The sequence below is a fragment of the Luteimonas sp. A611 genome, assembly GCF_054072715.1.
This window is the reverse complement of sequence record NZ_JBSVRP010000001.1, coordinates 1,649,476-1,662,122: the sequence shown is the minus strand read 5'-3', so window position 1 is coordinate 1,662,122 and position 12,647 is coordinate 1,649,476. Positions and strand designations below refer to the sequence as shown.

Here is a 12,647-nt window from a genome sequence, read left to right as displayed (position 1 = left end):
TTCTAGAGGAAGTTGCTCCCCGGCATGCCGAGGACCCGCATCTGCAGCACCTGGCGCACGCTGACGCGTGCGCTGCAATCGATCCTCGGCGGCACGTAGCCATCATCCAGCGTTGTGCCACCGCCGAAGATGTTGCCGCTGGTCGCCAGCCATTCGCAGCGATCCTGCCAGTCGGAGAGGTCGGTGAACGCATCGTCCAGGTCGATGAGGCCGTCCGCATCCATCGCCAGCAGGGTCGCCGCACTGAAGGTCTTCTTGATCGAGGCGACCAGGTAGCTGGTGTCCGGCGTGGTCGGCTCCTCGGCGTCGTGGTCCTGCCAGCCGAAACCCTCCGCCGCGACGATCCGGCCGTCCTTGACGATGGCATACGACAGGCTGAGGATCCCCCGCTCGGCGCGGTAGGCCTGCGCGAACGTCTTGAATTCCGTCAGCTTCGTCGCGTCCCCATGCGGCTGCGCCTGGAGTGGCCCCGCCAGGCCGAGCAATGCGATGACCACGACGCTTCGCAGCATGACGCTTCTCCGCTGCGCCCGCCCGGGCGTGTCGCCGACCTTTGCGTTTCCAGCTCTAGACCCATCAACTCGAGACATAGGATAGAAGGTAACAACGAGGCAAACCCGCACCTTAGAACTCAGGGGGGCTCTGTCGACTCTGTAGCGCGCCGTTTTCTATCAAGGCGTTAAACCGTCGCTCTCCAAGTATTTCTTCCAATTCGCTCGAGCGGGCGCTATCCACCGAAGCACGGTCTCCTTCGGACAAAATTAGTTCGTAACGCCCGCCCTGATCGCCTTGAACCTGCTCTATGCCCCTGATCCTCTTGTCAAGCGCACTAGAAGGACTGACATCTATCGAATTTATCGTATCTCCATCCACGCCAATCGATTCCAGGAAGCGGACTTCCTGACTAGCGTGCCCAATAATCATGGATAGAGGTGTGCATTTCGCGTGGCATGACCCGGAGCGAACCGTACAGAAGGCAACTTGATCGCTCTGACAGCTGCCACCTCCGCCGGGCGGCTGCGGGCAACTGCACTCCGACGCACCGGCCGTCCCGATGAGCACACATGCGAGGACCGCCATAACCCCAAATGCTCTTCTTGCGCGAGAACAGCTACGAACATTCGATCTCGAACCTTGCATCGCTGATTCTCCTTACGGGCCCTATCCCGTTAACGGGAGTGCGCTCAATAATACGCTCAAGAAGATCCTGCACGGTCGCCCCGCTATGCGGACCAACCGGAACCAGCGCCTGCTTTACGTCATTCCCGCAGGAACTCTGGATCATGACAGTGACTTCGGCCTTGTCCTCTATGTTCCTAACGGCTTGTTCGAACGCAACCCTTCTTGGAAAAGTGATCTCTACCCCGGCGCGTGGCGGCTGAGCCCCTGGCCCAGAGGGAAACAGAAAAAAGAAGCTCAAGCACCAGACAGCGAATCCACCTGCCGCCGTAATGGCCACACCAGGAATCAGCCTATCGAACTTCGCAGCGATCCCACCGGCGAATGCCGCAGCTCCAACCCCAGACGCAAGAGGCAGCGCCCACAACAGGATGGTTCTCTGATCGTGCGTAAGCTCTCCCAAGGAGAATCCCCACGCCGCAAAAGCAACTGCAACTACCACCAACCCAATCCCAAACCGCAAGCGCGACTTCGCCGTCATCTCTCCCCCTTCACCGGTGATTCTTCGGTTGTACATTCGCAAGCTGCTAGTCCAACTCGAGTGGCCGTACTACGCTGGCTCGATCTGTGCGAGGTGCGCTCCATCAGGGAGTCATCGGCAACGTAGACATTGACTAAGCCAACATCGACTCCTTCGGATAGTAAACCTCGCGGTGTAGCTAGAGGCTTTGCCGAAAAGCCGACATCGTCATGGAAAGCGATCCGCCCGGATCAACCTTCCTGCCCGGCGATACCTCATCGTGGCCCAATACCAGATCGAAGCGGAAGACATCGGGATTGTTCGACCGCAGCCACGTTAAAAGCGTGCGCAAAGACGCTTCTTGGAGAATGGTGTACTTTTGGTAATGGCCTGCGGACTGATTGCCTTGCTTGGTGACAGTTCTCACGACAGATGCATCTAGGTCCGCGTCAGGATCCGGATCACGCCCGAGTGGCCTCAAATACGTCTCGTCGTTGTACCAAGGTCGATATTTGCCGTTCTGGAGTTTTTCGACTCTACCGGCGCAGCAAATCTCAATGCCCACGAGGTTTTAGCTCACGCCTGATCCCAACTTTGCGTAATAACTCTTTCCCGCATGATAACCCCAGCGATCGAGCGGGAAATTCTGGTATACCTTTCCGCTCGGAGCTATTACGAAATAGCAGTAGCCGTTGTCGAGCGCGTTCTTGATATCACCTAGGGGATTATCGCGGCCGGCTGTGTAGTGAACGATGGCCCCAACTGGATATCCCTTCACGTAGCGGCCGACCGTCTTCATCTGCCCGGAAACGTCCCGCGTTGCCTCAGGGTAGTAGAGGGCTACGCTCCCTCGGTGAATGGTTTCCAGTTCACTGCGGGATGGACGCTCATCTTCGCCGGGCGCCAGCTGCAACTTGCTAGTACTAACCTGCGCCCCGCCGAGCGCTGTCCCAGCAGCGGACGTCTTCCCGAACTTTGCTGTAACAGTGTAGTAGCCCTTCTTCGTGGACTTCCTCTCTACGGTCGCACCTTCGGACTCAAAATCGGAAACAACCTGATCAACTCGACTTGCTGGTACATCGGTCAGTACCACCGTCCTTCTCATTCTATCTCTCCCATGGCCTTGACTGCCTCGACCACCGCCGCCCCCCGCAGTGGCGCGTATTGTTCTGCGTAGATCAACTCGGAGATGCTGATATCGAGCCCACTCTTGCTTAACCAATCTCGAAGTGCTTTTTCCACGGCAGCGTCTGTAACGCCGCCCGGCTTCCAAAGCGTGCGTAGCGTTCTGCTTTCGTCGTTCTCACTGAACGCTAGGATCTCTACTGCACCGTCCGCGGACACCTGCGTGCGCGCTCGGTCGACCGATTTTTCGACAATAGACTTGGCGTGCTTCCACGTGCAGATGCGCGCGTAATCTTCGACTGCCCCCTGTGATTGAGGAACACTGACAAACTGTGTCGCCCTGAGCTCAACAGCGCGTTGACTAAGATGCGCGAAGACCTGGGTTTCGATCGTTTTTGTCTCGGGTGCGATCAGTAGCAAGGACTCTGCCCCCGAAAGTGAACCGGTGTAGGCGGTGGTCAGCGCGCCGTAAACCGCTGTCACATCGGAATGCAGCTTGGCAATGCCGATCAATGCGGTACCAAGCTGGGACAGCACGCCATGGTCCGTGCGTTTCAGCGCCAGCCTTCGTGAGTGGTCGTCCATCTGCCGGAACCAGACCCGGCAGTAGCTGTCGACAAGACCGATTCCCTGCTCAAAGTAATATTGGTGATGCTCTCGGCAACTTGGAGCGCCCGGGGTTTGCGCGTGTTCTACCCGATCGCACGCCGTCTGAAAGGTTTGGAAGGCGCGGTAATAATTCTCGTACTGGCGCTTCGCCACATCGGCCGGTTCAGTGATGTGTGCGTTGAGCTCAGGTCCCTGTGGCAGCGGGCCGTGGATTCTAGGGGGGTTTGAAAGCTCCTCAGACTCGTGCATCGAGGTGCATCCGCACACCGTCAACAAGATCAGGAGCAGTGCATATACGGCACGAATACTGCGGACGGCATCCTGCATGACCGCTTCCTCTTGAGATTCCGCGTTTGCGACACGAGCTGCCATGAGTCCACTTGCTCCGATTCGGCCGCTATGTCGTTCACCTGCATAAACCTGAACGCGCTTCGGCTTCTGAATCGGGCATATTATTCTGACCGTTCGTCGGAAAGCCCCTTTGCGGAATACGGAGGCCTCAGTCGGGCGGGGTGGCGCTCGGCGGTGGTTGCGCCGGCGAAGCGGCGCCCAAAGCTTCGGCGGCGCCTTCCGGACGCGGTAGCGGGGGCGAGCTTGAGCAGCCTCTAGCCTGCGAGCGCGATGTTTATCAGGTCGCTGCGCAGAGCGCCATTCCGCGGCGACACGCGCTCAGACAGGCGTTGCACACCAGAACGGGGTCAGGTTGGAGTGACCCCGTTATCGAAGAAGAAGGTGCCGCCGGGCACCCAGACACGACGATAGTTGGGCATGCAGCAACAATCGCCACGCCGTGCACCCGATGCCATCGGCATATGCCGTGCGACGACGTAGGAAATTACCGGCAGTTGGGAAGCGCTTCACCTTCCCCGACGCCCATGCCCATGCGGTGGGCCGGGGCCCACCCTATGAATCCACCAATCCCGACATCCATAGGGCGGGCTCAAGCCCGCCGCATGAAGCCGGGCTTACGCGACCTGTTGCCTGCTGGCCGGCGTATCGACGTGGCGACGTGTCGATCTACGTGCCCGTCGTTCGTCGAAGATGAATGAAGGGCATCCTCACCACCCTGAACCAGGAGAACCAGCATGGTCAGCAAGAACACGATTTGCCTTTGGTATGACGGCACCGCGCTGGACGCCGCGACGTTCTACGCCAAGACTTTCCCGGATAGCGCCGTGGGCGCTGTCCATCGTGCGCCGGGGGACTATCCCGCCGGCAAACAGGGTGATGTGCTGACGGTCGAGTTCAGTGTCATGGGCATCCCGTGCCTGGGATTGAACGGCGGACCCGCGCACCAGCACGACGAGGCGTTCTCGTTCCAGGTGGCGACCGACGACCAGGCCGAAACCGACCGCCTATGGAACGCGATCATCGGCAACGGCGGCCAGGCCAGCGTCTGCGGCTGGTGCAAGGACCGGTGGGGCCTGTCATGGCAGATCACCCCGCGCGCCCTGATTGCCGCGATCACCGACCCGGATCCCGCCGTCGCCAAGCGCGCGTTCGACGCCATGATGGAGATGACGAAAATCGACATCGCCGCGATCGAGGCCGCCCGGCGCGGTTGACACTGGCAGTTGTCAGCCACCGTAGCCAAGCAAGGGTCAGAGTCGCCCAATCGAAAAGTGCACTCTGAGATGGCCCTGTCCGAGTCGGGGGCCATCGTGTTGCAGAACGGGGTCACTCCAACCTGACCCCGTTATCGATTGAGCTTCAAGCAGCGCCTGCAGCTCTGGCTGGCTTGGCAGCAATGCGCGCTCGACGCTGCCGTCGGGGACCCGGCACTCCTGATCCTGATCGCCAGCAAGCGCGTGGGGAATCGTCCGGGACGCATGGAGCCACGAGCGATCAAGCGACGACCTAAAAGCCTGCCGCTTCTCAATCAACCGCGCCAGATCGCACGCAAAGGCCTCAGAAATGACACGACAAAACAGCATGTTGCCGCTTAAGTAAGCGCCATTCGTCCCTGACACCCTTTGCCCCTTTTGCCTTGCGCAGCCGGGACGGCTACTGTCGGCGATCGCGTCGAGCCACTCGGATGGACATCCCGGGGCTGGCATCATCACCGCCGCCCGGGCAGATCGGGATGGCAAGGGATCGAACTGGGGAGAACCGATGAAGCGTGTGACATTCGTGGCGGCAGCCAGCCTGCTTGCCCTGGCGGGCAATGTGGGCGCTGCCTCGCAGCTCAAGCTCAACGAGCAAGGCTATTTCGAGGCGCCGGGCCTCAACGTCACCGTCTTTGCCGACATCTATCCCGATGGGCACCAGACCGGCGTGACCGTGATCCAGCATGGCGAGCGCGTGGCAGCCAATGGCGACCTGCGCCTGGAGCCTTCGCCCGGCCAGTGGTCGCCGGTGCCGGCTGGTGACGGAACGGCTGCGCATGACCCGGCCACCGGTACGGTGACCCAGGCCCTGCGCTACCCGGACGAGAGCAAGAACCGCAAGGGCTTCAACCCGATCGAGTATCCGGACCTGGACTTCCGTTACGAGGTGGGAGTGACGCCGCTGGACGGGCACGCCTTCCGGATCGCGGTCCACCTGGACAAGCCCCTGCCCGCCGAATGGGAAGGCAAGGTCGGCTTCAACTTCGAATTGTTCCCGACCGACCTGTTCGGCAAATCCTTCCTCATGGATGGCGCCGCTGGCAGCTTCCCGCGCCAGGCCAATGGCCCGGTGGTCTCGATGGAAGGCCACACGCTCACTGCGCCCCTGGCGACCGGCAGCAGCCTGGTGGTCGCGCCGGAGAGCCCGCTGCAGCGGCTGAAGATCGAAAGCCGCAGCGGCGAGCTGGTGTTGCTGGACGGTCGCGGCAACATGAACAACGGCTGGTACATCGTGCGCGAGCTGACCCGTCCCGGGGCCACGCGCGATGCGATCACCTGGGTGGTGACGCCCAACGTGGTGCCGGAATGGCGCTATGCGCCGGTGGTCCAGGTATCCCAGGTGGGCTACCGGCCCGAGCAGGCCAAGACCGTCATCATCGAACAGGACAAGCGCGATACCCGCGCCGACCCGCTGACCCTGTACCGGATCACCGAGGATGGCCCGAAGGAAGCCGCGCGTTACACGCCCAGGTCCTGGGGCAAGTTCCTGCGCTATCACTACCTGACCGCGGACCTGAGCGCGGTGCGCGAGCCGGGCATGTACGAGCTGTCCTACCGCGGCAAGCGCACGCACGCCTTCCGCATCGGCGGGGACGTATTCGACCGCGGCGTGTGGCAGCCCACGCTGGAGTACTTCCTGCCGGCGCAGATGTGCCACATGCTGGTGAAGGAGAACTACCGCACCTGGCATGGCCTGGACCACATGGATGACGCGCGCATGGCGCCGGCCGGCGTGCATTTCGACGGCTACGACCAGGGGGCGGACACCCTCAGCCGCTTCAAGCCCGGCGACCGCATCCCGGGCATGGCCGTGGGTGGCTGGCACGACGCCGGCGACTACGACCTGCGCATCGAGAGCCAGATGGGCACGATCAAGCTGCTGGCGCAGATGGTCGAGGAATTCGGCCTGGACCACGACACCACCACCATCGACCAGGCACGCAAGGAAGCCCTGCTGCTGCGCCCGGACGGGGTCAACGACGGCCTCCAGCAGATCGAACACGGCCTGCTCAATGTGCTGGCTGGTTATCGCGCCCTGGGCCGCACCTACCGCGGCGTGATCGAGCCGACCCTGGAGCAGTACGTGCTGTTGGGCGATGTCACCATCCAGACCGACAACCTGGCCTACGACCCCGCCCTGCCCGCCGGTGGCCGCACCGGCACGACCTCCGCGATCAACGACGACCGCTGGGTGTTCACCGAGGACAACCCCAACCGCGAACTGTCCACGGCCTCGGGCCTGGCCGTGGCGGCGCGGGTGCTGCGCGCGTCCAATCCGGCCATGGCCCAGGAAGCGCTGGATGCGGCCATCGACCTGACCGCCAAGGCCCTGGACCGCGCGACCAGCGTCGGCGCGAAAGTAGCAGCGTTGAGTGAACTGGCCCGCAGCACCGGCGACCAGGCCTACGTGGACGCGCTGGTCGCGCTCAAGCCGGACATCGTGGCGGCGATCGACAAGACCGGCCCTTCCCTGTCCAGCGCCCTGCCCCTGGTCAAGGACGCCGCGTTCCTGCGCGAGGTCGATGCCGCGGTGGCGGCACACCAGGCCAAGCTGGCCGACGACGCGACCAAGACCCCGTACCGGGTTCCCTACGTGCCCCACATCTGGGGCGCCGGCTGGGACATCCAGCGCTTCGGCGTGGACCAGTACTTCTTCCGCAAGGGCTGGCCGCAGCACACCCCCGATGCCCTGCAGATGGACGCGCTCAACTTCGTGCTGGGCGTGCACCCGGGCAATGTCACCGAGTCCTTCGCCTCCGGCGTGGGCGCGCACTCGGCCACGGTGGCGTATGGCACCAACCGCGCCGACTGGGGCTATATCCCCGGCGGGGTGATCTCGGGCACGGCGCTGATCCGCCCGGACCTGCCCGAACTGAAGATCTGGCCCTACTTCTGGCAGCAGCGCGAGTACGTGATCGGAGGCGGCGCGGAGAACTTCATGTTCCTGGCGCTGGCCGCAGCGCAGCGCGACGCGTCCAACTGAGCCTCGCCCGGGCGCTTTGTGCCCGGGCCGTTCAGTCGACCTGCGCAGGCCCTGCTTGCGCAGGTCGACTCACGCTGCCGCAACCGTTAACGGGGCCAGGTTAACTTTCCTGACAACGCTTGATGGCGATTCCCGAGACACGGTTCCGGGATGTACGGACCGCAGCCAACCACATGCTTCCGCATGCTCACAGGCATGGCCCGCCTCCCTCGTATCGACCTGCCCGGCATCCCGCAGCACGTGGTGCAACGCGGCAACAATCGCCTGCCCTGCTTCCTCGACGACGGCGATCGATTGCGCTACCTCCAGCTCCTGCAGGAGTCACTGGCCACGACGCACTGCCGCCTGCATGCCTACGTCCTGATGGACAATCATGTCCACCTTCTTGTGACACCGCAGAACGCCGGCGACGTTGGCCGCTTGATGCAACGACTCGGCACGAACTACGTCGGCCTCTTCAACGCCCGGCATGTCCGCAGCGGGAGCCTGTGGGAGGGGCGATACAAGGCGTGCCTGGTCGACAGTGAAGACTACGTGCTGCGCTGCCATCGCTATATCGAGCTCAATCCCGTCCGCGCGCGACTGACCGACGATCCAGCAACGTATCGCTGGTCCAGCTGCCCGGCATACCTGGGCCAGCGCCCGACTTCCGACCTCTGCCACCACCCGGTCTGGCAAAGCCTCGCCGGCAGTCAACCCGAGCGTCGGGAAGCTTGGCGTCGCATCCTCGAGGAGGCCGTGCCGCCGGAACAACTCGCTGAAATCCGCCTCTACCTGCAACAGCAACGGGCACTGGGCCGCGACGCCTTCAAAGCGATGGTCGAAGCGAAAACCCGACGCTTCGCTTCTGCCCGACCTGCCCATCGTCCATGCCGAAGGCCGGAAGAAGCAAGAGATTAACTACACCTGGCCCCGTTCTTCATGGATGCTCATGGTCTTGCCCGGGCGTTGAATCGTCTTGGAGACCTTCTCCAGCCGGTCAATCGCCGCAGGCAGCGCATACGGCTTCAGCCCACGCACCAGCACATCCGCCTCGGCATTGAACGCGCGCAGCATCAGCTTCGAATAGTCCCGGATCATCGTCCGTCCCTGGGCTTCCGAACCATTGACCGTCCAGCCCTTTGCGGCGGAAACCGCACGCCCATCGGCTTTGTTCATCTCCTTGATTCTGAGCCGGAGCCCGTCCAGACGCTCCTTGTAGGCCACAGCATCGTCTAGAGGATGCGTGTACTCGTATATGCCAGACTCCTGCAACAGCGCCCGCTCACGCGTCTCGACCACGTCCGTGCGCAACTCGGCTACTTGGGCAAGAAGTTGGTCGCGTTCAGCGCCCAGCTCCGCGAGCTGCGCTTTCCACGCACTGTTGGAGGCTTTGATCTCCCCACTCAAGCGCTCAAGCGTCCTCTCACGCTCAAGCTGATCTAGACCGCCGATACGGGACAGCGTGGCGTATATCTCATCGCGATCCCTCGAGACGGCTGCGAGCTCTGCAAGCAGCTCTCGTGCGAAACGCCGCACCCGAAAGAGCGGAATCTTCCTGTTGGCATCCATACCGCCCCCAATTGGTGCCCGTGACCGTACCTGAAGCGCTTCAAGCGTGAACCTAACTCCGTTATACGAAAAAGTCGACTACGCCCCTTCTTTGCGCTTGCATCAGTCGGCATCCCTGACACCCTCTCCTCAGCAGTCGGTGGTTGTCCCTGAGACGCTCTTCGTCGGCAATTGTCCCTGACACGCTCTTCGTCGATGCTTGCGTCACCCCGGCAAACGACGATACAACTGAAGATACGGGCTGGGGAGCCCGGGTCCGGCACCAGGGGAAGATGGAATGGCACTTCTGAAATGCGAGGATTGCGGTAGGGACGTCAGCAGCCGGGCAACTTTGTGCCCACATTGTGGCTGTCCCGTACCGCCAACACAGGCCGCGGAAAGCGAGGTTCCGGCTCCTGCGCCAGCCAAGGATGGGCCTCCCGTCCCTGCAGCCTGGATGGAACCACCACCAGTGACGGCACCGGAACCTCAGCGTCCCGGCCCACCGTCAACTAGTCGGATCCGTGCCCTGTTATGGATAGGCGCTTTGCTCGTGGTGGCATTCGTTATTCGAGCGTGCACCCACGACCAAAACGACCCAATCGCACCAACCGCCGTTCAGCCAACATCACAGGCGAGCCCTGTCAGTTCGCCTGCTACGCAGCCACTTCCCGGGCCGACCGATGCTGACCGGATCGAGTGGGCGAGGATGATGGATGACGATCAGGCCTCACCTACGCTGCGACAGCGGGCTGCGAAAGACCTCATAGAGCACTTTCCGGACACCGCGGAAGGTAAGCAGGCGGTCACCCAACTTGCCGACCTGGATAATGCGATCGCCTATGAGGCCATGGGACGGCAGTGGGTATACACATCTTCGCCCGAAGGCATGAGCGGAAAGAACGTCGTGGTCGCTTGGACCCAGAGTACAAACACCATCAATCTCGGATTCCCCTATCAGGGCGAGCAGCGTGGAACACTGACGCTGCGACGGCATCCGAGATGGGGCAATGATGTGATTCTGCGAATCGAGAAAGGGCAGATCCTTTGCCACTCGTACGGAGACTGCAGGATCAACGTGAAGTTCGACGACGGCAAGGTCACGCGGTACGACGGAAACCCGCCCGAAGACAACAGCAGTGAAGTCGTCTTTATTCCTGCCTTCGGCACGTTCATGAAGCGTCTTCCAGGTGCCAAGAGCTTGAAGATCGAGGTATCGATCTATCAGGGCGGGAACCAGGCCTTTGATTTCGATGTTTCGGGCTTCAAGCCGGAGAACTTCAAGTGACTGACGCACAGAACTCGTCGGCGCCCTCATCGCGCCGCGCCTGGGTCGCGGTAGCGGCTCTCACTGCTATTACTGTCCTCGCGTACGTCAACTTGGGCCTTTACACGGTTCAGCCAATCGGCGCGCTCCCCGAAGGACGAACGGTGATCATCTGGCGCGACTCTAGCGAGCCGTTTTTCAACTCGGCCGACGCCCTCTGCCTCGAACGAACGGGTGGTGGAGTGGCCCCGTTATTCGATGGGGCGGCCGCGGCGCGCCTCACACGCGCTCACGGAGAGGTGAGAAAATCTCCTCTGTCCCCTGTTCTGGTGTCCGAAGAATCAGGGGCGGCTCAACCTGATCCATTTTTTCCAATGTCTCATCCATTCGGGCACAATAGCTACAGACCAGGTGGGGGAAGCGCTTATGGGAGTGGCGGCTGATTTCCAGAGTCTGTGCAACGGACTCGCAATCCCAAACGACAGGCGATCGAAGGTATCGGAACGCTACGAGTTAATGACGCGCCGACTGAATCTCGAATACTGGGATTCGGATTCACGTACTCAGCATAGTATTTACGCAGGCTCATACGGCCGGGGAACTGCAACGTCTCGGACAAGTGACGTCGACATGATCTTCTGGCTCCCGTACGCCCAGTACGTTCGCTTCAATGGCCACTCCGGAAACGGGCAATCGGCCATGTTGCATGAGGTCAGTAAGACGATCCAGAAGACATATTCGGTCACGAAGATCGGCGCCGACGGCCAAGTGGTTGTAGTGCCGTTCGATGACGGGATCGTATTTGAGGTCCTCCCCGCATTTGTTAATGAGAACGGCAGCTTCACGTACGCGGATACCAATGGCGGCGGGACATGGAAAACCACAAACCCACGCCCTGAGATCGAAGAGGTTGCAAGGGTCGACAAGCTCTGCAACGGAAATCTGAAGAGCCTCGCCAAGATGGCTCGTGCCTGGAAGCATGTTTGGAATGTGGACATCAGCGGGCTGCTGATCGACACGCTGGTGTATCAGTTCATTCGCGAGTATGAGTACCGCGAAAAGTCGTATCTCTACTACGACTACATCAGCCGTGATTTCTTCGACTTCCTGAGCAAGCAGGATAGCGATAAGAGTTACTGGCTGTCCCCAGGTGCAGGACAGTACGTTTGGAAGAAGGGTAATTTCCAATTCAAAGCTGCCCAGTGTCGGAACATAGCCATAGGGGCGTGCACCTATCAGGGAGAAAATTATGGTTGGTCGGCCAGGCAAAAATGGCGAGAGATATATGGAACCAAATTCCCAAGCGCGTGATGCCACGGCTCTTGAATCGCAGATTAGGGAGTGCTTTGGGCGAGTTGTCTACACCACGAAAACGCACGAAAAGAGCGCAGACGCATGCACGCGCAAACTTTCCGACGTCAAGGTATGGCAGATCGTTCTTTCCGCACTGACGACGAGTGGCTTGATAGCCGCCCTTTTTGTCGGCGACGCGTTGGCGTATACGGCGACAATAAGCACAGCGATCATCTCGATGGCGCTCCTTGCCTTGAACGCCTACGCGAAAGACGTGGACCCTGGCCAAATGGCCGAGAAACACAAAAAAACTGCGAGCTCGCTTTGGGACATCCGGGAGTCGTACTTCACCATGCTTGTGGATCTCCACGACGGCACATCATCCGCGGAGGATTTGCGCCGAAAGCGCGACGAACTCCAAGCGAGACTCGTCAAGATCTACGAGACAGCACCGCGCACCAGCGATGCTGCGTACAAGGATGCAGGCGAGGGACTTAAGTCACGCGAAGAACTAACCTTCTCGGACGCAGAGATTGATGCATTTCTGCCGGAGCCTCTGCGGCGCGCTCCGTAGTTCTAGCTGCTCCGGATAAA

The 12,647-nt window shown here is 61.1% G+C and carries 11 protein-coding genes and 1 pseudogene; 7 read left to right on the top strand and 5 right to left on the bottom strand.

Annotation, left to right across the window (positions count from 1 at the left end):
- Positions 1–2: 2 nt before the first annotated feature.
- The 4 genes from ACW5EG_RS07330 to ACW5EG_RS07315 form a co-directional block, all read right to left on the bottom strand.
- The gene (locus ACW5EG_RS07330) at positions 3–512 is read right to left on the bottom strand and encodes a serine hydrolase (RefSeq protein ID WP_457021163.1); all 510 of its coding nucleotides are present in this window, start codon (positions 510–512) and stop codon (positions 3–5) included.
- Between the two features lie 1,326 nt (positions 513–1,838).
- Entirely contained in the window at positions 1,839–2,066 is a 228-nt protein-coding gene (locus ACW5EG_RS07325) for a hypothetical protein (protein WP_457021162.1), read from the bottom strand.
- 144 nt (positions 2,067–2,210) lie between these two features.
- Entirely contained in the window at positions 2,211–2,732 is a 522-nt protein-coding gene (locus tag ACW5EG_RS07320; protein ID WP_457021161.1) for a hypothetical protein, read from the bottom strand.
- Between the two features lie 8 nt (positions 2,733–2,740).
- The gene (locus ACW5EG_RS07315) at positions 2,741–3,700 is read right to left on the bottom strand and encodes a hypothetical protein (RefSeq protein WP_457021160.1); all 960 of its coding nucleotides are present in this window, start codon (positions 3,698–3,700) and stop codon (positions 2,741–2,743) included.
- Between the two features lie 758 nt (positions 3,701–4,458).
- On the opposite strand from ACW5EG_RS07315, the gene ACW5EG_RS07310 reads away from it, so the two are divergent.
- From ACW5EG_RS07310 to ACW5EG_RS07295, 4 genes and pseudogenes are all read left to right on the top strand, one after another.
- Positions 4,459–4,938, top strand: coding sequence for a VOC family protein (locus tag ACW5EG_RS07310; RefSeq protein WP_457021159.1), 480 nt, complete (start codon positions 4,459–4,461; stop codon positions 4,936–4,938).
- Between the two features lie 216 nt (positions 4,939–5,154).
- Positions 5,155–5,319 (top strand): annotated as a pseudogene (locus tag ACW5EG_RS07305) (IS4 family transposase); the annotation flags it as partial.
- 166 nt (positions 5,320–5,485) lie between these two features.
- Positions 5,486–7,963, top strand: a complete 2,478-nt coding sequence (locus tag ACW5EG_RS07300) for a glycoside hydrolase family 9 protein (protein WP_457021158.1) — start codon at positions 5,486–5,488, stop codon at positions 7,961–7,963.
- 195 nt (positions 7,964–8,158) lie between these two features.
- Complete coding sequence (locus tag ACW5EG_RS07295; protein WP_457021157.1) at positions 8,159–8,863, top strand: transposase; 705 nt, start codon at positions 8,159–8,161, stop codon at positions 8,861–8,863.
- Here ACW5EG_RS07295 and ACW5EG_RS07290 read toward each other — a convergent pair whose 3' ends face one another.
- Entirely contained in the window at positions 8,864–9,514 is a 651-nt protein-coding gene (locus tag ACW5EG_RS07290) for a DUF4041 domain-containing protein (RefSeq protein WP_457021156.1), read from the bottom strand. It abuts the gene before it with no gap.
- 691 nt (positions 9,515–10,205) lie between these two features.
- On the opposite strand from ACW5EG_RS07290, the gene ACW5EG_RS07285 reads away from it, so the two are divergent.
- The 3 genes from ACW5EG_RS07285 to ACW5EG_RS07275 all read left to right on the top strand — a co-directional run bounded on the left by ACW5EG_RS07285 (position 10,206) and on the right by ACW5EG_RS07275 (position 12,627).
- On the top strand, positions 10,206–10,781 hold the full coding sequence (locus ACW5EG_RS07285) for a hypothetical protein (protein WP_457021155.1): 576 nt from the start codon (positions 10,206–10,208) through the stop codon (positions 10,779–10,781).
- Positions 10,782–11,186: 405 nt separating this feature from the next.
- Positions 11,187–12,071 (top strand): SMODS domain-containing nucleotidyltransferase, encoded by an 885-nt coding sequence (locus ACW5EG_RS07280; RefSeq protein ID WP_457021415.1) that lies wholly within the window; start codon positions 11,187–11,189, stop codon positions 12,069–12,071.
- Positions 12,046–12,627: an SLATT domain-containing protein gene (locus ACW5EG_RS07275; protein WP_457021154.1), complete on the top strand. Its 582-nt coding sequence runs from the start codon at positions 12,046–12,048 to the stop codon at positions 12,625–12,627. The genes ACW5EG_RS07280 and ACW5EG_RS07275 overlap by 26 nt, the downstream gene beginning before the upstream one ends.
- Positions 12,628–12,647 lie beyond the last annotated feature (20 nt).